This window comes from uncultured Aquimarina sp., from assembly GCF_947496855.1.
Classification (GTDB): domain Bacteria; phylum Bacteroidota; class Bacteroidia; order Flavobacteriales; family Flavobacteriaceae; genus Aquimarina.
Genome location: NZ_CANMED010000007.1, coordinates 40097 through 62051 on the forward strand (window position 1 = coordinate 40097; position 21955 = coordinate 62051).

Genomic DNA, 21955 nt, shown 5'->3' on the forward strand with positions numbered 1-21955 from the left:
ATTAGGGTGGGAGGATCGTTAAAATAGAATACCGAAAAGAAGATAACGCACTATTGAATATAATATTTTCGAGTCTTAAAAATATTCGACATAGTGTATCTAAAAATCGTTATGATTCCACTAATAGACTTTTAACTTATTTTTTTGACAAAAAATCCTACAAAAGATTTAATTATGACCAGGATAGTTTGGTTTTAAAGGGTAAATTACTCATTTTGTTTCCACCTTTTTCACTTCATAATTTATTGATTATTTCTACATCACAATCAATAAAAAATTATCAACACATCGATCCAATTACGGTTAATCAGTAATTTAATTTTTGGATAAAGCAATAATCTCCTATCTTTGAACATATTAAAACCACAAATCATGCCTTATATTAGTGATGACGAACTATTGGATTTCCAAGTTCAAATAGATGAAGCTAAAGAAGAAAAACGTGTTTCCAATTACACTCACACTAAAGCACTTAGAGACGAGGAAGAAAATTCCAGAAAGTTTAAAATTGCCACCATTATTTTAGGAATTATTGCTCTTTTGGGAGTTGCAGGAACGGTATATTTTATGAAATTTAACACCTCTGACGGGATGATTTCTAAAAGTGAGTCTAATAAACAGTCTGTAATGCTTAAGAATAAAATCACAGAACTAGAAGAAACGATCAAGAACTTATCGATGGATCAAGAGATCAATGCTTCGGAAAATGAAATGGACAATGAACAAGAGAAAGCATCGTTGCAAGACGAGTTAATATACGCAGTACAAATTGGAGCTTTTGAGGAAAAAGATTTATCGTTATACTCGGATAAGTTTGTGAATTTCAAAGAAATAAAAGCAGGTAGTTTTAATAAATATGCGCTTGGTAATTTCGCTTCATTGTCTGAGGCTAAAAAATTTCGCAGAGAATTAGTTCGTTTAGGTTTTAGAGGTGCTTTTATTGCTTCTTATCAAAGTGGAAAACGTATAAAAATTGAAGAAGCTTGGTAATACCAGTTCTTAAATAAAAATTCCTCGAGATTTTATTTTATAAAAACCTAAAGGAATTTTTCTTAACTAAACTAACCAACTCAATCTAAAATTTATTATGTGTTTACCACTACATAGCTCCTGCCGGATTTTTTGTAGTATACTCCTTTGTGCTTGTAATATCTTACTCCTTTTACCTTAACCGATTTATATCCTGTAGGTAATACATTTATACGTGCACCAACAGGTGCCATAACGGTCACATATCTTCTATTCTTTTTTATATACCAAACTCCTCCACTTCTGTAATACTTCACATTATTATGAACTACAATCCTCGGTTTATGCACTTTAGCTACTACTACCTGATTCACTGGGTGCACTCTTACTGCAGTTGCACAAGACGCCGTTAGTGTAGACAATAAAATACCAAATACAAATGTTCTCAATAATGCCTTCATAATAATTATCCTTTTTGTTATTCGTTAATATGACTATTGTTATCAAAAAAGGTTTAATCTTAATCCATAATTTTATTTCTCTACATACTCTTGTATAGGAATATCATTTATGAATACATCTTTAAGAACTACATCATCATCCTTAATATATACTAACGCATATACATTATTAGATAAGTTTCTCCTATTAGCTTTAGCATATGCCAGCTCCGCATCATATGCTTTAGTCTCTTCCATATAAAAAGTATTAAAAGGCAATTGAAAGTTCACTTTACCTTTGTAATAATAGGTTACTCGAGCGGTCACATAATCGGTTTCGGATTGTAAAAGTGTTTTGCTGATTTGAGAGACTTCTGCGAAACCTTCACTATCATTTTTAAGATAAATATAAATCTCTTCTCCTACCACATATGTAGAATCTTCTGTATTAAAATGATCCATATCATAGTGCAGTTTAATGTACTTACCTCTAAAAGGATCCGTTGGATCAATAGGCCTTGTTTTAAACCTATAGGCTACTCCAGAAATTATTGTACTCTCACTATCCATAACCATTTGGATAGGCACAAAAATTTGAGCCAACGCTACTATAATAAATAGTATAAATAAATAGATGATTTTCATTTCAGTATATTTTTAGTGTGTTTGATTTTTTGTTGTCTTTTTAGCATTATATAATTGGCCATAAAAAATCCAATACCTACAATAACAAATAACAGTCCTCGAATTACAAAACTCATATCCGTATCAAAAAATCTACATGTTATTAGTATAGAAACAATTAAGAATCCATAATTAAGAATCCCAAAATTAAATCTAGCAGCACCTATCTTAATAGCTAGAATTCCTAAAATAAACACCAGTACATTTGTTAAGATCATTGGCAATGTAATCATACCAGAAAGTAGGAAGAACAATCCCCAAAATACTATAAATGAAACTTGAAAAAGATTGATCGATCGGATTCCTTTTTTAACAACAGTAAATACCAAAATAGCAATAGCTATAACTCCTAAAAACAATGAAGTATAGAATTCTTGAGAGGCATACATAGTGGTATCATACATTTCTCCCCAAGGCCATCTGAATGTAAATATCATTAGCAAAATAATAGTTCCTAATGAACCTAAAATTAGATATCCATTTCTTAGTGTTCTTAATTCTTTAAACACGGGTAATCTTCCTATATTATAGAATATTCCAAAAAGGGTCATATACATAACAAAACCTAATTCCTCATTACCTTTTACAAATGCTGCCAAGCCAACGGTAATACTTGCTGGTATGACCCAACTAAAAATTGTTGTTGTATTACTGAGTAGTTTATGCTTTATTAGTAACCAATAATGAGGTATGATTGCTAAAATAAAGCCAGCATATAACCATGGTGTACTCCTATTTCTATAACTCCAACCAACTTCTGTCGCATAATAAGCACTGGATAAGACAATAAGTAAGGCAACCGCGTGGGATCTAAGCAAATATATTAATGGCAAACAAAGTATAATCCAGGTGCGCAAAAAAGAACCTAAATCGCCAGATATATTATAAATCTGACTCACTAAAGATATACTGGCGCCAATGGCAAAAAACAAGAAGGTTCCCGAGGCTTCTTTCCAGGTACCGCTTTTATTTTTTAGAATAGAAAAACCTACTACACATTGCCCTATTAACAATGGAATAAATGCTAACATTGTTTTTGTCATTCTCGAGAAATCATCCCAATTATGAGCTAGCATCAGTATAATACCTGATCCTACAAGCAATGCTCCAAAAACTCCAAATATGGTAAATAACCTATTAGGTTTAGCAGCCTGCTTCTCATCATAATATAGCGATATCTTATCTGAAATCTCAGATGAGATCACTTGATCTCTGACCAATTCTTTTAATTCTTTATTAAATTTTGAACTCATATTTTGATATTTATTGGCACTAATTTTTTTAAAAAAATATCAATTCCCATTTCCAATATATTATCAGTATTACGATTGCTATTGGTAATTGAAAAACTAAATTAATTCTTCTGTTTTTTATTAATATCTGCATTATGAAATTCATCATAAATACTGGTATTGAAAATAAAGTAATTATTATACCTACTAAATAACCCCAACCTTCTTCTCCCGAGTCTTGCAAAAAAACATATACTCCTGTAAACAAAACAAATAGACCTGTTATAACAAGAGGCGTAATTGTATTTTTAATTTCTTTCATTATAAATTTGTTAAAAAAAGACAGCTACAGCTATGCAGCTGCCTTCTCTAATCATCAAAACAAGGAACTACACAGTTGCAGTTCCTCCTTTTGATTTGCTCTCCAATTACACTTCTTTTGCTTCAATGAATTTTTTATCTCTGGTATTTTTTTGCACCGCGATGGCAGCGAATAAACTAAGCGTAAATGACATCCCGTAGAATCCTTTTTCACTAAGGTCTAAATTCGCATTCCACAATCCTATAATCAATAGCACAATAGATGCTAAAGCGGCAAACCAACTGATTCCGTAATAGATTTCTGTAACCTGTAATCCCTCTAGTTTATCCCGTACATTTTTCTGTACTGATACTGCCGAGAATAAACCAAATAATAAAATAGTGAAATAATACCCTTTCTCATTCAGTAGCATTTCTGCATTCCACAAACCAGTACAGAATGAAACCATACCTGCAAACAATGCTACCCAAGAAGCACTTATAAATGCTGATGTTGGTTTTTGATCGTATACTTTGATTTCTTTTTTATCGATGTTGTCTTTACTAATTTCTTCTACTACATCGTTACTAAACTTATAATCCATAATAATTTATTTTGATGATTAAATTTTTATTTCAATTGTTTGTTTTGAACAGGACAAATTTGCAACGACTTGATCAGTTAAAAAATTCATTATTTACAAAAAACTTATGATATATTTGTAATTCCTAACTATATTATTCAATATTTATAGTATTTTTAAGCCATATATACTTATGATATAATGAATACAATTTCTTCTATAATCGCTACCTTATCCATTGAAGAAAAGAGAAAATTTATTAGTAATCTCAAACAAAGGAATAAAAGAAGTGATACTAAAAACATTCAATTATTTAAACTTTTAGACACTGCACCAGACAGTAAAGACATAGACCTACAGTTATATGGCAAAAGGGCAAAGGGTGCTTTTCATGCGCTTTGCAAAAGATTGCATGATAGCCTAATTGATTTTATTGCTACTAAAAGTTTTGAAAGTGAAACATCTGAAGAGATGGAAATACTGAAACTACTACTAGCAAGTAGAATTTTCTTTGAACAAAAACAATATAAGATTGCTTTAAAAACCATAAAGAAGGCAGAATTAAAAGCTAAAACATATGATCTGTTTAGCATACTACACGAGATTTATTATACCAAAATTCAATATGCTCATGTAGATCTAAACATATCTTTAGAAAATTTAATTAAGGATTTTAAGAACAATCAAAAGTTATTACAACAGGAGGAAAACTTAAACCTTTTTTACGCTAATATTCAGAACAAACTCTCTCAAAATCGAAGTAATATCGCTCAAGCCATTCGGGATTCTCTAGACGATTTTGATCTTTCGATTACAAGCGATTTAACTTTTAGATCATTATTCAAAATACTCGAAATTATAAATCAAGCAGCAAATGCAGCTCGTAATTTTCATTCGATTCTTTCTTTTGTAGAAAAGACATACCAACAAATTGAGTCAAAAGAGCAATTTACTGATAAACACCTATTCTACCATATTCAGATATTATACTATGTTGCTAATTCTTATTTTAGAAATAAAAACTTTGTCACATCGCAAGAATACCTAGAAAAAATGGAGTTACAGATGGCAAAACAAAGAGGGAAGTATTTCAGAAGATTTCTCCCTCAACTTCAACTCCTAAAAACTCTGAATGATAACTATACTGGCGAAGCAGAAAACGCAATATTATGTTTAGAAAACTTTGACTTTAGTAAGACAAAAGATCAAACTTCTTATATTTTGGATCTAAAGTTAACCCTAATTGTATTCTATTTCCAGCAATCTCGATGCAAGGAAGCACTAAAGCTACTCAATGAATTACATCATAGTGACACCTGGTATACAGAAAAAGCAGGAATCATCTGGGTGATTAAAAAAAACCTTACCGAAATATTATTACATATTGAACTTGATCATATGGACATAGTAGAATCGAGAGTAAAAGGATTTAGAAAAAAGCATCGTAGTTATCTTAAAAACAATAATGAAACAAGAGTTCTGGAGTTTTTATCATTAACTATGAGCTTTTACTTACACAGCGACACTATAAATACAGAGGAATTTTTAACTAAAATCAAAAGTTCGCTAATCCAAAACAGTCCTGAACAGGAAGATATTTTTACGATGAGTTTTTATGCCTGGTTAAAAGCAAGGGTATTAAGATCCAATTTATATCAAACTACGCTAGAAGTTGTAGTTCCATCCAACAAAACCTAATTACCGATTTCGGGAACGCTCCCTAACCTTTTACCTATCTCATTTAGCAGTAATATAACCAAAACAGGAATCATCCATTGATGATATATCATATACCGACCAATACTATGCAATACAATACATACCAAAATGATATTACTAAAAGTCAACAACATCCATATAAATACTAGTAAAGCCAATTTATCCTTATACTTCACCCAAAAACATAAAGAACCTATTAGAAGCAAGAGAGACAACCATATCATATAAAACCCTCCAAAAGCGTGTTCCACATTCTTATAAAAAAGGTCTAAACATTTCCAGAAATTATTAACTAATAAAGGTAACCATATATTCATCAATATTTTATCATTTGCAATCAATGCTTCGTGAGAATTAGGATTGTACGGCATTAAAAACTTTCGCCCTTCTTCAGAAATTACTCCATAAGATATATTCACAAAATTGATATCAAAATGGTGAAACACATTATCATTAAACGGAACATAAAAATCATCGAGTAATTTGCGATCCACAGCAATTTTGTACATATGTTTATAATATTCCTGAATTTCGGGATCATCATAAATCTTATAATCCTCTGCATCAGCTACAAAAAAAGGCATAATTGTCAATAAAAGTCCAGTGCCCGAAACATTTACGTACTTATCATGAACCACATAATTGAAAGTTTTCTGAAACAAGGATATCATCATTGGAAACAGTACTATTATAATGATTGGAATTGCAAATTTTCTAAAATTTTTAGTAGTATACCATTGATAACCAAAAACCAATAATAATACTGGAACGATAAAGAAAAACTGTGTTCGTACTAGCATTCCTATCAAAACACTAGATAATAGGTAAATGATTACTCTTTTATCGTTTGAAAAAAGATATTGAATCAAAAATGCTGTTATTATCAAAAAACATGGATACGCTAAACCTTGAGTTACAATTCGGTTTACGGTCAAATATTCAGGGATAAAAATGGGAGCTAACAGAATGACATCAACTAAAATCAATAATCTCTTATCCACCTTAAACACCTTGTCTATAATTTTAACTAAATATATACAGGAGGCAAATCCTAAAACTAATTGAATACATACGATAACAGGATAATAATGATCCTCTCCAAATAACTTTCGAAAAACGAACAAAAAAGTACCATATCCTGGTGGTGCAATTAATGAAAATCCTACATAACTAATCGTATCAGGTTCTATCACTACTCCAACCCAAATGACATACACACTAACTAGCACGTATAAAACTATTCTGTGTAGTTGATTCGATAAAATATATTGCATATGTTACTGTACTATTTGGAGACTAAAAGTAATTCAATTATTCTAATTCTTATAACATTCTGAATCTTGAATCTTAATTCTAAATATTTCATAAATAGGCTTTAACTTTCCTTTCACTTCTGCGCCAGCGTTATTTCTTTATCTTCGACCGATAAAAAAATAACTCATGCGTAAAAGTACTCTATATCTATTACTAATAGTGGTAGTTACATTTTCTAATTGTTCAGCTTTTCAAAATAAAAAAGGAAAAACTTCTTCGACTGCAACTGCAACTGCAAAAAAACCTGGCAAAGAAAAAAATGCTATTAAACCATATAGCGAGGTCATTACTAAAAAAGCTAAAAGTGATCAGGGCCTGTTTACAGTTCATAATATAGAAGATAAGTATTTTTATGAAATACCTGATTCTTTGTTCAACAGAGAAATGTTGATGGTTACCAGAATTGCTAAGACCGCCACAGGTATTGGCTTTGGTGGTGGTAAACAAAACACCCAAGTACTTAGATGGCAAAGAAAAAACAAACAAGTGTTACTTCGTGTGGTATCGCATCAGATCTACGCAGCAGATTCTTTACCGATTCATGAAGCCGTAGAGAATTCTAATTTCGAGCCTGTATTATTTTCTTTTCCGATCAAAGCATTTCATAAGGATTCTGTAAACAATGCTATAGTTATTGATGTTACAGACTTATTTAAAAAAGATGTGAAAGCGCTTGGATTTCCTGCTTCCAGAAGAAAACAATATAAGATTACACGATTAGATGCTAGCTTATCTTACATAGATTCTATTAGAAGTTACCCACTTAATATAGAAACGAGACACGTAAAAACTTATAACGCTGGGGAGCCTCCTTCTAATGCCAGTACAGGAACAATTTCTTTGGAAATGAGTAATTCTATGATTTTACTTCCAGAAACACCTATGAAACGTAGAATATTTGATCAACGTGTTGGATGGTTTGCTAGAGGTCAAACGGATTATGGACTAGAGGCACAAGAAAGTAAAACGATACGTTATTTAGACCGGTGGAGACTCGAAGTACGAGATGAAGATGTTGAGAAATTTAACAGTGGAGAATTAGTAGTTCCTAAAAAACAGATTGTGTACTATATCGATCGAGCTACACCAGAAAAATGGAGGAAATATATTAAACAAGGTATAGAAGACTGGCAAGTAGCTTTTGAAGAAGCTGGTTTTAAAGAAGCAATCATTGCCAAAGATCCTCCTACCAAAGAAGAAGATCCGGATTGGAGTCCTGAAGATGCACGCTACTCAGTTGTTCGTTATTTAGCTTCCCCAATACCAAATGCTAATGGCCCGCACGTAAGTGATCCAAGATCAGGAGAAATTCTAGAAAGCGATATTAACTGGTATCATAATGTAATGTCGTTACTACGTAACTGGTTTTTTGTGCAAACAGCAGCGATCAATCCAGATGCACAAGGAGTAGCTTTTAAAGACGAAGTTATGGGGAGGTTAATTAGATTTGTATCTTCTCATGAGGTAGGTCACACCTTAGGGTTACCACATAATATGGGAAGTAGTGTCGCATATCCTGTAGAATCTCTTCGTGATCCCGAGTTTACTAAAAAATATGGAACAGCACCATCAATTATGGATTACGCTCGTTTCAACTACGTTGCGCAACCGGGCGATGGTGATGTGGCGCTCATGCCAGAAATAGGAATTTACGATAAACACGCCATCAGATGGGGGTACCGACCAATTCTTGGAACTACAGCAGAAGAAGAAAAGAAAACCTTAGATAGCTGGATTTTAAAACATGCGGATGATCCTAAATATCGCTTTGGGAGACAGCAATTTGGTGTAATCGACCCTAGTTCACAAACAGAAGATCTTGGCGATGATGCTGTAAAAGCGAGTACTTATGGTATTGCCAATTTAAAAAGAATTGTACCCAATCTAATTAAATGGACTGCAGAAGACGGTAAAAACTATAGTGACTTAGAAACAATGTATCGACAAGTACTAAGTCAATATAACCGATATATGGGACACGTTGCTTCTAATATCGGTGGTGTTTATGAGTATTATAAAACTTATGATCAAGAAGGAGCAGTATACACGCATGTAACTAAGAAAAACCAAAAACGTGCAATGGTATTTATACAAGAACAATTATTTGTTACTCCAGATTGGTTATTAGATGCTACTATTTTTAATAAAATAGAATCTGCAGGTAGCGTAGAACGTGTGCGTAGTTTTCAGACAAGAACACTAAATAACCTACTAGATCAAGGAAGAATGGCTAGATTGATAGAAAACGAAGCTTTGAATACCAAAAACGCATATACGCTAATTGATATGATGACGGAACTACGATTAGGTGTCTGGAAAGAACTAAGAACAGGAGCAGCAATCGATGTATATCGTCGTAATCTTCAACGAGCATATATGGAGCGGTTAGATTTTTTAATGACCAAAGAACAAGCTCCAATTCCTCCAAATTTCAGACGCTTTGTAAGAAGAACCAATGTAGATGTTTCACAAAGTGATATCAGACCAATTGTTAGAGCAGAGTTAAAAAACTTACAGAGAGACCTCAGAAATGCCATAGGTAGGACCTCTGATAGAATGACGCGTTATCACTTACAAGATGCTGTAGAGAGAATTTCATTAATACTCGATCCAAAAAACTAGTAAACAATACTAAATGTAATTATACTTAAAACCATAGCACCCCTGTTATGGTTTTTTTATGTCTAAGATTTTTCATTACTTTTAATTTTATAATCTAGAGATATTCAAAAAACGAAAAACCATATGTTGATTCAAGAACACGTCATAGAATGGAGAACTCATTTTTTGAGTATAAAAAAAGAGCTTGAAAACACATTATTTGGATTAGACCTAAATATTGAACATGTTGGAAGTACATCAGTTTTAGGACTAGCATCCAAACCTATTATTGATATCGACATTATCTATAAGGAAGACTCTGAATTCGAAAAGATAAAAACAAGATTATCCAGCATTGGATATTTTCATAACGGAAATCAAGGAATTCCGGAACGAGAAGTTTTCAAAAGAAATCAAGCTGTTCAAAATAAAATATTAGATAATTTAGCACACCACCTTTATGTATGCCCAAAAGACAGTAAAGAATTACAAAGACATCTGCAATTTAGAAATCATTTAAGAAACAATGAGGCGGCTAAATTAAGATCCCAAAATCTTAAATACGAACTAGCTAAAAAGGCCAATCAAAACAAAAAAACATATACAACTCTTAAAGAAATATTTGCAACAGAATTTATCAATTCTATCATTGATCAAGAGAAAAAAACATAAAGTATCAAAAGAGTATGTAAACACTAATCATACTAAATATTTCATAATCAATATTTTATTTGTCTTACACATACTTATTTTCTACAAGTAAACTTGACGATTAAAGTCCAAAAAATACGTTAATTATGGTAAAACCATAAAAAAACAATGCATTTTTGAAAGAATAGTACTACAATTAAATGATTTTTATTCAAAATATTTGTATTTTGCAGACTTAAAACGCATTTAATCTGTTTCCCCAAAATAGAATATATGAAAAAAACTACTCTTATTATTAGCCTATGTATACTACTCAGTTCTTATTCTTTTTCCCAACAGAAATCTTTAGATAGTATACTTATTAATGTCAAAACTCAGAAAGATTCTGTCGTTTTTGATGAAGCAATGAAACACTTCAAAAAACTGTGGGTACAAGGAAAGTTTGAAACCGCATTATCCTATGAAGATAAGTTACTATGTATTTCTAAAAAAATACATCATAACAGAGGAATTGGAGATATATACACCCAAATTGGAAACATCTATAATTATACACAAAAACACATAAAAGCATTTCATAATTATGATAAAGGGATTATATACTACAAAATAGCTAATTATGATAGAGGTCTAGCTATTATAAATAATAACAAATCCACAATAGAACAAGGAAGAGGAAACTCAGAACAAGCTATACACTATATCATGAAGGCTAACTTATATTTTGAAAAAATAAAAGATGGCTTGGTTTTATCTAGCACTTATAATAACCTGGCCAATATTTACTCGGATATTAACAATTTAGAATTAGCAGAAAAATATTATAAAAAAGCAATAGCACTTAAGAAAAAACATAACTCAAAAAAACTAGGTGCATCTCTCAATAATTTAGCCTTAGTCTATATCGCTCAAAAAAGAATGGATAGTGCAGAAATATTGACTAAAGAATCTTTAAAAATTAGTAAGAAAAATAACAGTACCCTAAGTGAATCTTTAGCATATAATCGATTAGCATCTTTAGCTCTAAATAAGAAAGAATATCAGAAATCAAAAAAATACTACGATTCTTCACATCAGGTTGCAGTAAAAGCACAAAACACCAAAGTTGCGGCCAACACGAAGCAACAATTGGCATTCATCGCAATCAAAACTAAAAAGTATGAAGAAGCTGAACGTCTTTTAACAGAAGCTCGCGAAGAATTAATAAAGTTAAAAACCAAACCTCTTTTACTTACTAATTATAAATATTCTGCAACACTAGATTCTGCAAGAAATAATTTCACAAAAGCCTTTGTTTGGCAAAAAAAATACCAGAAAATCGCTGATCAAAACTCAACTGATGAGACTTTAGAAAAAGTAGCACAAGCAGAAGCACGTTTTAAATCAGAATTGGAGCAACTGAAACTTCTTGAAGCAAAAGAAAAAACAGAATTACAAACCAGAGAGGAATTATATAGGTATCGAATATTTACTTTTATCAGTTTAGGAGTTTCGGTTCTTATATTCATATTTTTAATTTTTATTGTAAAAACACGTAGAGAACGAAAAAGATATATAAAAGAACTAAACGAGTCTAATCAGGTCAAAAACAAATTATTCTCTATCATTTCACATGATCTTAAAAATGAAATTCATGGTCTTGATGGCACATTAAATTTACTAAAAGAAGATGCTATTTCTACGGAAGAGTTTCAGGAAATTATTCCCTTACTCGCTAACAAGACACATCAAACTTCGATAATGCTAAATAATTTGTTGAACTGGTCTAAATCACAAATGAAAGAATTGAATGCTAAACCAACCGAATTTAATATTAAAGATGTAATCCATAGCAAATTCACATTTTTCGAACCTAAAGCAGAGCTTAAAGAGATCAAACTAGAGAATCTATTAGATTCCACTATAGTGTTTGCCGACAAGGACATGTTTTCTATTGTATCACAAAATTTAATAGCTAACGCAATTAAATTTTGTAAACCTGGGGATTCAATTACCCTGCATTCTGAAGAAAAGGAAAAACATTATGAGATTAGTTTTGAAGATACCGGGGTTGGTATACCTAAAGAAAATCTGGGTAAACTTTTTGCAGAAGATACTTTTACCACAGAAGGTACGCAACAAGAAACAGGTACTGGACTTGGGCTAAAAATTTGCAAGGAACTTATAGAGCTTAATAAAGGTGAGATAAAGGTAAAAAGTATTCTTGGAAAAGGTAGTACTTTTTGTATTACATTACCAAAAGCATCCTAGGTAGAAAAGTTCAAAAGTTTTATGATTAAAAGCTTAATTCTGGTCTTAATAGAACATATACAAAAGCCGATCTAGATATGATCGGCTTTTTATTTTCACAAACTTTCTGCTGTGATGGCAACAGCCTTTATAGTCGCATCTAGATCGTCATAAGTTAATGCCTCGGTGATAAACCAAGTCTCAAATGCACTTGGAGCAATATAAACACCTTGATTTAGTAATCCGTGAAAGAATTTCTTAAACGTATCATTATTACCTTCTGCAGCACTTTCAAAATCAACAACAGGATTTTCAGAAAAATGAACTGAAATCATGGATCCAATTCTATTGATAGTATGTACTACATTTTTATCTTCTAAAACCTTTTCTATTCCTTTATGTAAATACTCAGTCTTTTTCGCGATGCTATCGAAGATATTTGCATTCTCATGTAACTCGGTTAACATAGCCAATCCTGCAGCCATAGCTAATGGATTACCGCTTAAGGTTCCTGCTTGATATACTGGTCCTAAAGGTGCTAAATGATTCATGATTTCTTCTCTAGCAGCAAAAGCACCTACTGGAAGGCCGCCTCCGATTACTTTACCAAAAGTCACAATATCAGCGTTCACTCCTAGCAATTCCTGTACCCCACCTTTTGCTAATCTAAATCCTGTCATTACCTCATCAAAAATCAATAAAATATTGTGAGTATCACAAAGAGATCGCAGCCCTTCCAAAAAACCTTTAACTGGTGGAATACATCCCATATTACCTGCTACAGGTTCTATGATGATGCAAGCAATCTCTCCCTTATTAGAGTTAATAATACTTTCTACATTTTCCAAGTCATTATATCTGGCAAGCAATGTGTCTTTTGCAGTGCCATCTGTAACTCCGGGACTATTAGGACTTCCAAAGGTCACTGCTCCACTACCCGCTTGAATCAAAAATGAATCACTGTGTCCGTGATAACAACCTGCAAATTTTATTATTTTATCTTTTTTGGTAACCCCTCTTGCTAATCTAACGGCACTCATACAAGCTTCTGTTCCAGAATTAACAAATCGAATCTTATCAATATTAGGCACCATAGCTACCGCTAGCTCAGCTATTTTAGTTTCAATCTCAGTTGGCATTCCAAAACTCGTTCCTTTTTTTGCTTTTTCAACCACAGCATTTACAACAGGTGGATGCGCATGACCAAGAATCATTGGACCCCAAGAGTTGATATAATCTATTAATCGATTTCCATCTTCATCATATAAATAGGCACCTTTTGCCTCTTTTACGAAAACTGGATCTCCTCCTACTGCTTTAAACGCACGAACTGGTGAGTTAACTCCTCCGGGAATTACTTTTTGAGCCTCCGCAAAAAGAGCACTACTTCTTTTATAAATCATATTGGATTAAAATTCTTCAGAATTATCATCAGGTTCTTCCACTTTTAGAACTTGCCCGATGGCAATTGCATTATCTTTTAAATTATTATACGCTTTTAATTCTGTTACTTTTAGATTGTACCTTCTAGATATCGAATATAAGGTATCCCCTTTCTGAACAACGTGTTCTCCTTTTTCTCCTTTGGAAACTATTGGTTGTTTTTGTTTTTTGGGCTTTTTAGGTTTTTTAACTACGTATTTTTTTCCTAAAACCTCAGCGTCATATTTATCTAACTTATATCTTTCTACAATACTTATAAGTTTAGCCGGATACTTTTTATCTGTAGCATATCCAGCTGCACGCAATCCATAAGCCCAAGACTTATAATCGTCTTGTTTATAAGTGAAAAGCTTTGCATAGCGCTTTCTATTTTTTAGAAACAAAGAATGATCTCTAAACGATTGACTTGCTTTTTCGTATTTCCTAAAACATTCCTGAGAGCGATCGTCATCGTGGTATACTCTATCTCCAGTCCAGTCGTGGCATTTTATTCCAAAATGATTATTTGCTTTTCCTGTGAGTTCACCATAACCAGCACCAGACTCTAAGATTCCCTGAGCTAATGTAATACTTGCCGGGATACCATACTCAGTCATCTCATGCTTAGCAATACCCTCATATTCAAATATATAATTCTGAACCTTTTCTTTATAAGAAACTGCATTAAGTGGTTTTTTGATTTCTTTTTTTGGTTCTTTTACTTCTTTTACTTCTCTACTTATCTCCGTTTTTCTTGAAGAAGGAGTGTGAGCTCTTTTAGTAGTCCTTACCTTTTTACTACCACCACAAGAAATCAAAAGTGCAGTGACACAAAACAATATTATAATTTTCCTCACGTCCATATCAAATTGTAATAAGCGGGAGCTTCTTTTTACTTAACTTTTTATTCATACCCAAAATACCTTGTAAACCTCCAGTATGAATGGCTAAAATACGAGTATTTTTTGTAAAAGTCCCGTTCTGAATACTATCAAAAAGACCATACAACATCTTTCCTGTGTAAATAGGATCCAATGCTATATTCTGCTCTTGTTTGAATGTATTAATAAACTCAATTAAGGTTGAATTTATTTTACCATACCCCCCAAAATGATACTCTTTTGTCAAACTCCAATTTGTTTTATGAGTGTATTTCTTAATTTCATCAGAAAGAAAATCCCCTTTTAAAGCAGGAAACCCAATTATATTCTGATGCGTTAAACTTGCATTAATAATTCCAGAAATTGTTCCACCGGTTCCAATGGCGCAGCATATATAGTCAAACATCCCATCATCAGTTGTTAGAATTTCTTCACATCCTCGTACTGCTAAATCATTAGTTCCTCCTTCGGGAACACAATAAAACAAGCCAAATTCTCTTTTTAATGATTCCAAAAAGTACTCCGATGTTTTTTGTTTGTAATCGTTTCTACTAACAAACTTTAATTTCATACCATTATCCGAAGCAAACCTAAGTGTATCATTTTCTGATAACGTACGATCTAAATCTTTTGCTAACTCATCTCCTCTGATCACACCAATAGAATGTAACCCAACTAGTTTTCCTGCTGCCGCTGTTGCTGCTATATGGTTACTATAAGCACCACCAAAAGTAAGAATGGTATCACAACCTTTTCTTTTAGCTTCCAATAGATTGTATTTCAATTTTCTAAACTTATTACCAGAAATGTGTTCGTGAATAAGATCTTCACGTTTTATATATAAAGATACTTTAGCCTCTTTTAGAATAGGGTGAAGTATTTCTTCATTTTTTGATTCTCTTACTTCAGAAGAAAAAAAACCCATCATAAATTATAAATTATAAATATTTAATAAAACTCCAAAGTTTTCGATTCTTTAGATAGGAAAGTTCTGTTTCCATTTCGTATGCTTCTCGTTCAAAAGAAATATTTCGATAAGCTACCTGAGAATTTCTATATTGAAGCAATCGAATAATATATTCCGTAAAGTAGACGAAATAAAACGGGATCACCAATAATTCTGCTTGCTGCCTTAGATGAATTCTTTCGTGATTTATAAAAACCTCATCATCCTTTAGATAGTGATCTTTTACCACAATAAAAGGCCAAAGTGCGATTCCCACAAAATGACGACCTATCAAATATTTGTTAACTACAATTGGCATCTTACCGCAAGATAGTATTTTTGTAATGATGAACAACCCAAAAAAAATACTAAAACCTGAGGAAGGAGATTACTATCTTACTCCTGAAGGGTATCGATGTTTTACGGAACAATACCATCTAAAAAGAGGATATTGTTGTGAGAGTGGCTGTAGGCATTGCCCTTATGGCTACGATAAAAAGACAAACAAGTACACCTAGAGTAGTCTTATAGTACTCATGGTATGATTGTTGTGCATATTTTATTGAAAAAAAATATTGTTAAACATACAAAACACAGGACTATGAAATTTTACTCTCTTTTATCGCTAATCCTTATTATAACACTTAGTTCCTGCTCCAGTGTTCGGGTAGCTTCTGATTATGATAAGCAAACTAATTTTACTACATATAAAAGCTATGCATTTTATAAACCAGGAATTGATAAAGCCGAAATTAGCGATCTAGACAAAAAACGCATCTTACGAGCTATAGAGGCAGATATGTCTGCAAAAGGGTTTACTAAATCTCAAAACCCGGATGTATTAGTTAGTATTTTTACGAAGACCAAAGAAAATATAAATGTATATCAAAACAATTTTGGATTTGGTTATGGATGGGGATGGAATCCTTGGTTCTGGGGAGCAGGACAAAATACTGTTTCCAGAACTACAGAAGGCACTTTATATATCGACTTGATCGATGCCTCAAAAAAAGAATTGATATGGCAAGGCATGGGAACGGCAGCTCTCACCAAAAAAGTAGATAGAAAACAAGAAAAAATGAATCAGATTGTAACCGCTATAATGGAAAAATATCCTCCAGAAACAAAATAGTTACTCTAATGTTTTATAACACCATAAGCCTTTCCTTAAACGGAAAGGCTATTTTTTACGTACATTTATAGTAAACTTGACCAATAAAAATATGCGTAATTTTCTTCTAGGTGCATTAATTGCTGCATTTATCGCTTTAGGTATTAGCTATTTTATAACTCAATCTAAAACTCAAAAAACTGAAATACAATCTTCTGACCTTATTTTAGATCAAATAAAAAATGTCGGCAAGCTAGTGGTTACCGAAGGGCATTTCTCTGAAGTCATCACTTATAAGGATGCTAAAAAATATTATCTTGATATTCTTAAAGCGGAGAAAAAAGCTATTGTCGTCGTTAATGCTAGTGTAATGGTTTCTTATGATTTAAATATGATAGAGCATACAATAGATACATCTAATAAAACTGTTACGATTACTAACATTCCAGAGGCTGAAATCAATATAAATCCCGATATTAAATATCATGATCTGGAAGAAGATTTTTTTAATCAATTTAATCCGGAAGATCATAATCTTATTCGAAAAGAAGTTATTCGCCAACTTAACAAAAAGATTGAAGCTTCTACCTTAAAAGCAAATGCCGAGAATCGTTTAATAAGCGAACTACAGAAAATATATATTCTTACCAATTCTTTAGGTTGGAAATTGGTATACAAGGGTAGTTCAATTACTGATTCTAAACAGTTATTGCCTTAATTGTACTTTTTAGCATCACAGGAACTATTATTCTATGAAATGGTTTTACTGGTAAAAAATATAAGTTTCCAAACCAATTATTAAATACAACGGTGGTAGAAATGATTAGGTGTTTTTTATCAGATATCGCTTGGTCTAACAAAAGAGAAACTCTAAAGTTAAGATGACGATCATCTTCTCCTAAAACTATTTCGTTATCCGATCTATCAAACACTTTAAAAATCCCTACTTGTTCCCCTATCTGTCCTTTAAAATTCTGTAATAATTCCTTTTTACTCTTGGTCTTATCTCCTGTTTTTAGTCCAAAAACCGAAACAATCTTATTTCTCAGTGTAAATAATTTACCAATCCATCCCGGAGAGGTAGAAAAAAAGGCTTTGGAAATAATGAGAATATCTATTGTATTGTCTTTGTCCACAAACTCACCTTTAAAACTATCTGAATAATCATAAGTCTCTCTCGATAGTAATGACTTGTATGGAATTCCTACTTTCTGAACTTTCATACTACTTCTCAATTTTTAAAAGAACAGGATTAAAAGCTTTAGAAGCAACAATAACCTTATCTCCAATTCCTAAATCAGTGATTTCTGATTCTTGAGCAATTATTTTTACAACATTATTACCTATGAGAACAGTAACAATATAGACTACTTCTTCTTGCTTTATAGCAATAACTTCTCCTGTAAACTGAAACTTACCACTGAGTTTGTCATTAGTAAAAATAGCTGACGGATCACCTTTTTTACTGATTTCACCCTCCTCAAGACAGTATATTTCATCAGACATTTTTATGATTTCTCCAACATCATGACTTACCAAAATTGTGGTGAGTCCATACTTTCTATGTACTTTTAGAATGTAATCCTGTAACTTAGATCGCATTTTAATATCCAGTGCAGAAAGTGGTTCATCAAGCAGTAAAATTTCGGGTTTACGAACCAGCGCTCTCGCCAATGCCACTCTTTGTTGTTGACCTCCAGATAATGTTTCAGGTTTTCTATGTTGTAATTCCTCTAACTCCACTATAGTGATCAATTCTTCGATAATTAGTTTATCTTGCCCTTTTTCTAATGCAAACGCTAGATTTTTACGTACTGTCATATTAGGAAACAACGCATAATCCTGAAATACATATCCTATTTTACGTTGTTGTGGAGTACAATTGATTTTTTTTTCGGTATCTAACCAAACTTTTTTATCAATTATAATTTGTCCTTTATCTGCGGATAATAATCCTGCTAATATCCTAAGAGTAGATGTTTTTCCAGCACCAGAAGAACCATATAAAGTAACGAATTGTCCCTTCTTGATATTCAGCTGAATATCAAGAAGCATCTTTCCGTTAGCAGTACTAAGTGTTTTACGAATATGAGCCTCTATCATTTCCAAAACCTTTTTAGATATCCTCCATTAATCAAATACACTGATAACAATACAATGAAAGTTATAATGATTAAAATCAGGGAATATGTATGTGCATTACTATAATTTAATGCTTCTACCTCGTCATAAATAGCAATAGAAACCACTTTTGTCTTTTCTGGAATGTTTCCGCCGATCATTAGAACTACACCGAATTCTCCAACAGTATGTGCAAAAGCTAACACAATTCCTGTTAGTAAAGAAGGTTTTATATTAGGCAATAACACTTTACCCAGTGTTTTTATTTTTGATTTACCCAATATATATGAAGCCTCTGTTAGTGAAGCTGGCAAACTTGTCAAACCAGATTGAATAGGATTCACCATAAAAGGCAAACTATAAATAACAGATCCTATAACCAATCCCGAGAACGAAAAAATCAATCGGATTCCAAACCAATCTTGCAGCCAACTACCAAAAGTATTTCCTGGACTAAGAGCAATTAATAAATAAAAACCCAAAACAGTGGGCGGTAATACCAAAGGCATACTCACTAAAGTTTCTACAATCGGTTTGATTCGGGATTTAGAATACGCTAACCAATAAGCTAAGGGAATAGAAACTACTAATAGAATCATTGTAGTTACCAAAGCAAGCTTAACTGTTAATATGATCGGGCTCCAATCCATCATCTGGAAATCATAATTTCGTTTACTTTAATCATAGCAATTATTTCTTGATTTTCCGTTAACGCAAGCTCGTCCAATGCTTCAGTAGTAATAATAGCAATGATATCTCCTATCTCTGAATTCAATGTTAATCTACTTAACAACACTCCTTTTTTGATCTTCTTAATAATAGCTTTGATTTTATTTTGAATACTTATCGAATTGGTATCTTCTTTACTTATGATCACCTCTGTTTCTTTAAACAAAACTTCTACAACATTTTCTATCTTTAAGTAAGAAGCTGTTTCAGGAGTTTCTACCAAAATAGTTTTGAGTTCGATATGCTCGTTTATTCGAATAGAAACCATCGATAAACTTTCGTTTACCAGTATATCTGATATATGTCCTGAGAGAATATTCATTATTCAGTTACTAAATATCCGAAATCTTCCAGTATTTCTTTAGCTTCCTTCGAAAAAAGAAAATTGTAAAATTGTTGAGTGCCCTCGAAATCCTTATTTTCTGTTTTAATCATAACAACTCCTTGTTTAATTGGCAGATATTTCTTTTCATCCAATGCTACCCAATGTCCTTTACCTTTCATTTTAGAAGATAATACCACAGATTTTGCGGTAAAACCAATCTCCAAAGATTTTGAGGTAATAAACTGATTGGTTTGCGCAATACTTTCTCCATATACTAATTTCTCTTTAACCTTATTATAAATATTATAACTCTCTAATACTTCTACTGCTGCCTGACCATAGGGTGCGGTTTTAGGATTTGCCAAAGCAATGTGCTGTAAACTCTTATTAGTTAATATTGTTATAGAAGGTTGTATACTGTCATGCATAGACCACAATACCAATTGACCATATCCATAGACTTTAGGAGGATAAACGGCCAAATCGCTTGCATGAATTTCTTCTGGATATTTCATATTAGCAGAAACAAAAATATCATATGGAGCGCCTTCTTTTATCTGTGCTGTTAATTTACCAGAAGAACTTATGACAAGTTTGCATTGTATTCCAGTTTGTTTTGTAAATGCTTTAGAAATTTTGGCTATCGAAAACTGCATATTAGCAGCTGCGGCAATCGTGATTACATCTCTTTCAGAATCTTTGCATCCAGAGAGTGTTAAAAAAACCGCAATAAGCATTGCAGTTTTCTTACTTATTCTTTTTATGTATCTTTTATAAAATACCAAGTTACATTTATAACATTAATATTTTGTAAGGTAAAAAATTACTCTATTCTAATCGAAAAATTATCCACAAAAAGTTCTAAATCTTCAGCCGTTGCATTAGCAGTAGCTCCGATCTGTACTCTTTCGTAAAAAGTAGGTTCCTGTAAATTAAAATCGATTCCGTTTTGAGCAAAAACTTCTCTAAAAATTGCTGCATTTGGCATATTCATACCATTACTTGCGATAACTTCATTGTCATTTACTATAAGCTTGTTCATTCCATCTTCATTGTCAGATAAAGTTAGTTCCCATTGCACAGAAACCCATTCGTTTCTAGGGAATTGAAATGTTGTTTGCGTTAGTGTACTTGCAGAAATTTTTCCTCGCTCTATAGACAAATAATCATTTCCTCCAGACATTTTTAACCGAACTCCCGGACATTGGTTATCGCCATCAGAAGATGGATCAGCATCTACTAAAGGATCCCAGCAAGAGCAACATTCTAGATCAATCAAAAAAAGATTTTCGATGTTAGCAGTTGAGTTAAGATAGAAATCCGCCTGAATGGTAACTTTATCGCCTAAAAAAGCATTAAACCCGCCCTTCTCAATATCCATTTTTGACAGTAGATTATCTGATTTAAAAGCAACTATTCTCAATGAACTATTTCCTTCTGAGAGCATAGTATTAGAGATTGTAATCTCATTTATTTGATCTGAAGGGTTTGATTGCTGAAAGTTAGACCACCTGCTATTATCTGAAAGAATAAGAGCATCAACACTATTACTTTGAGTTTCGAATCCGTCTTCAAACAAAAAGGATGGAGTAGTTTCTATCAAAGTATCGTCGTTACTGGAACAACCGAAACAAAATACAGAGATAATTACAACATATGTTAATCGCATATAAAATTAAAGTTTTGCTGTCAAATTA

Annotated in this window: 24 protein-coding genes; 8 read left to right on the top strand and 16 right to left on the bottom strand. The window is 32.3% G+C overall.

Features of this window, described 5'->3' with window-relative positions:
* Positions 1 to 372: 372 nt before the first annotated feature.
* Positions 373 to 990, top strand: a complete 618-nt coding sequence (locus tag Q0921_RS19655; protein WP_299259938.1) for an SPOR domain-containing protein — start codon at positions 373 to 375, stop codon at positions 988 to 990.
* Between the two features lie 95 nt (positions 991 to 1085).
* On the opposite strand, the gene Q0921_RS19660 is transcribed toward Q0921_RS19655, so the two are convergent.
* The 5 genes from Q0921_RS19660 to yiaA form a co-directional block, all read right to left on the bottom strand.
* Positions 1086 to 1430 carry a DUF6515 family protein gene (locus tag Q0921_RS19660; RefSeq protein WP_299259940.1) on the bottom strand — a complete coding sequence of 115 codons (345 nt, stop codon included), beginning with the start codon at positions 1428 to 1430 and terminating at the stop codon, positions 1086 to 1088.
* A gap of 72 nt (positions 1431 to 1502) precedes the next feature.
* Complete coding sequence (locus tag Q0921_RS19665) at positions 1503 to 2054, bottom strand: GDYXXLXY domain-containing protein (RefSeq protein ID WP_299259942.1); 552 nt, start codon at positions 2052 to 2054, stop codon at positions 1503 to 1505.
* Positions 2051 to 3346, bottom strand: coding sequence for a DUF2157 domain-containing protein (locus tag Q0921_RS19670; protein ID WP_299259943.1), 1296 nt, complete (start codon positions 3344 to 3346; stop codon positions 2051 to 2053). Before Q0921_RS19670 ends, Q0921_RS19665 begins: the two co-directional genes overlap by 4 nt.
* Positions 3347 to 3374: 28 nt before the next feature.
* Positions 3375 to 3647 (bottom strand): hypothetical protein, encoded by a 273-nt coding sequence (locus Q0921_RS19675; protein ID WP_299259944.1) that lies wholly within the window; start codon positions 3645 to 3647, stop codon positions 3375 to 3377.
* 106 nt (positions 3648 to 3753) lie between these two features.
* Complete coding sequence (gene yiaA, locus Q0921_RS19680) at positions 3754 to 4230, bottom strand: inner membrane protein YiaA (RefSeq protein WP_299259945.1); 477 nt, start codon at positions 4228 to 4230, stop codon at positions 3754 to 3756.
* A 180-nt stretch (positions 4231 to 4410) separates the two neighbouring features.
* On the opposite strand from yiaA, the gene Q0921_RS19685 reads away from it, so the two are divergent.
* Positions 4411 to 5907 carry a hypothetical protein gene (locus Q0921_RS19685; RefSeq protein ID WP_299259946.1) on the top strand — a complete coding sequence of 499 codons (1497 nt, stop codon included), beginning with the start codon at positions 4411 to 4413 and terminating at the stop codon, positions 5905 to 5907.
* Here Q0921_RS19685 and Q0921_RS19690 read toward each other — a convergent pair.
* Positions 5904 to 7202, bottom strand: coding sequence for a hypothetical protein (locus Q0921_RS19690; RefSeq protein ID WP_299259947.1), 1299 nt, complete (start codon positions 7200 to 7202; stop codon positions 5904 to 5906). The two genes, Q0921_RS19685 and Q0921_RS19690, sit on opposite strands and share 4 nt — an antisense overlap.
* Before the next feature lie 166 nt (positions 7203 to 7368).
* Here Q0921_RS19690 and Q0921_RS19695 point away from each other — a divergent pair, with 166 nt between their 5' ends.
* The 3 genes from Q0921_RS19695 (at position 7369) to Q0921_RS19705 (ending at position 12744) form a co-directional block, all read left to right on the top strand.
* The gene (locus Q0921_RS19695; RefSeq protein WP_299259949.1) at positions 7369 to 9864 is read left to right on the top strand and encodes a zinc-dependent metalloprotease; all 2496 of its coding nucleotides are present in this window, start codon (positions 7369 to 7371) and stop codon (positions 9862 to 9864) included.
* A 123-nt stretch (positions 9865 to 9987) separates the two neighbouring features.
* The gene (locus tag Q0921_RS19700) at positions 9988 to 10515 is read left to right on the top strand and encodes a GrpB family protein (protein ID WP_299259951.1); all 528 of its coding nucleotides are present in this window, start codon (positions 9988 to 9990) and stop codon (positions 10513 to 10515) included.
* 252 nt (positions 10516 to 10767) lie between these two features.
* The gene (locus tag Q0921_RS19705; protein ID WP_299259953.1) at positions 10768 to 12744 is read left to right on the top strand and encodes a tetratricopeptide repeat-containing sensor histidine kinase; all 1977 of its coding nucleotides are present in this window, start codon (positions 10768 to 10770) and stop codon (positions 12742 to 12744) included.
* Between the two features lie 95 nt (positions 12745 to 12839).
* Here the strand turns inward: Q0921_RS19705 and hemL are convergent, their stop codons facing one another.
* Genes hemL through Q0921_RS19725 form a run of 4 tightly spaced genes read right to left on the bottom strand, consistent with a single transcriptional unit; the run spans position 12840 to position 16291 of the window.
* Entirely contained in the window at positions 12840 to 14126 is a 1287-nt protein-coding gene (hemL, locus tag Q0921_RS19710) for a glutamate-1-semialdehyde 2,1-aminomutase (protein ID WP_299259955.1), read from the bottom strand.
* A gap of 6 nt (positions 14127 to 14132) precedes the next feature.
* A complete protein-coding gene (locus tag Q0921_RS19715; RefSeq protein ID WP_299259957.1) occupies positions 14133 to 15008 on the bottom strand; it encodes a glucosaminidase domain-containing protein in 876 nt (291 codons plus the stop codon).
* Between the two features lies 1 nt (position 15009).
* A complete protein-coding gene (locus tag Q0921_RS19720) occupies positions 15010 to 15954 on the bottom strand; it encodes a 1-aminocyclopropane-1-carboxylate deaminase/D-cysteine desulfhydrase (protein ID WP_299259959.1) in 945 nt (314 codons plus the stop codon).
* A 10-nt stretch (positions 15955 to 15964) separates the two neighbouring features.
* A complete protein-coding gene (locus Q0921_RS19725; RefSeq protein WP_299259961.1) occupies positions 15965 to 16291 on the bottom strand; it encodes a hypothetical protein in 327 nt (108 codons plus the stop codon).
* Between the two features lie 28 nt (positions 16292 to 16319).
* Here Q0921_RS19725 and Q0921_RS19730 point away from each other — a divergent pair, with 28 nt between their 5' ends.
* The 3 genes from Q0921_RS19730 to Q0921_RS19740 all read left to right on the top strand — a co-directional run bounded on the left by Q0921_RS19730 (position 16320) and on the right by Q0921_RS19740 (position 17801).
* The gene (locus Q0921_RS19730) at positions 16320 to 16490 is read left to right on the top strand and encodes a DUF5522 domain-containing protein (RefSeq protein ID WP_158597013.1); all 171 of its coding nucleotides are present in this window, start codon (positions 16320 to 16322) and stop codon (positions 16488 to 16490) included.
* Positions 16491 to 16573: 83 nt separating this feature from the next.
* Positions 16574 to 17104, top strand: a complete 531-nt coding sequence (locus Q0921_RS19735) for a DUF4136 domain-containing protein (protein ID WP_299259963.1) — start codon at positions 16574 to 16576, stop codon at positions 17102 to 17104.
* Between the two features lie 91 nt (positions 17105 to 17195).
* Entirely contained in the window at positions 17196 to 17801 is a 606-nt protein-coding gene (locus Q0921_RS19740) for a DUF4230 domain-containing protein (protein WP_299259965.1), read from the top strand.
* Here the strand turns inward: Q0921_RS19740 and Q0921_RS19745 are convergent.
* From Q0921_RS19745 to Q0921_RS19770, 6 genes are all read right to left on the bottom strand, one after another.
* A complete protein-coding gene (locus Q0921_RS19745) occupies positions 17782 to 18306 on the bottom strand; it encodes a DUF2867 domain-containing protein (RefSeq protein WP_299259967.1) in 525 nt (174 codons plus the stop codon). The two genes, Q0921_RS19740 and Q0921_RS19745, sit on opposite strands and share 20 nt — an antisense overlap.
* Before the next feature lies 1 nt (position 18307).
* Positions 18308 to 19186: a sulfate/molybdate ABC transporter ATP-binding protein gene (locus tag Q0921_RS19750; RefSeq protein ID WP_299259969.1), complete on the bottom strand. Its 879-nt coding sequence runs from the start codon at positions 19184 to 19186 to the stop codon at positions 18308 to 18310.
* Positions 19183 to 19854: a molybdate ABC transporter permease subunit gene (modB, locus tag Q0921_RS19755; RefSeq protein ID WP_299260593.1), complete on the bottom strand. Its 672-nt coding sequence runs from the start codon at positions 19852 to 19854 to the stop codon at positions 19183 to 19185. Before modB ends, Q0921_RS19750 begins: the two co-directional genes overlap by 4 nt.
* On the bottom strand, positions 19854 to 20255 hold the full coding sequence (locus tag Q0921_RS19760) for a TOBE domain-containing protein (RefSeq protein WP_299259970.1): 402 nt from the start codon (positions 20253 to 20255) through the stop codon (positions 19854 to 19856). Before Q0921_RS19760 ends, modB begins: the two co-directional genes overlap by 1 nt.
* Positions 20255 to 20995, bottom strand: a complete 741-nt coding sequence (gene modA / locus Q0921_RS19765; RefSeq protein WP_299259972.1) for a molybdate ABC transporter substrate-binding protein — start codon at positions 20993 to 20995, stop codon at positions 20255 to 20257. The genes Q0921_RS19760 and modA overlap by 1 nt, the downstream gene beginning before the upstream one ends.
* An 86-nt stretch (positions 20996 to 21081) precedes the next feature.
* On the bottom strand, positions 21082 to 21927 hold the full coding sequence (locus tag Q0921_RS19770; RefSeq protein ID WP_299259974.1) for a hypothetical protein: 846 nt from the start codon (positions 21925 to 21927) through the stop codon (positions 21082 to 21084).
* Positions 21928 to 21955 lie beyond the last annotated feature (28 nt).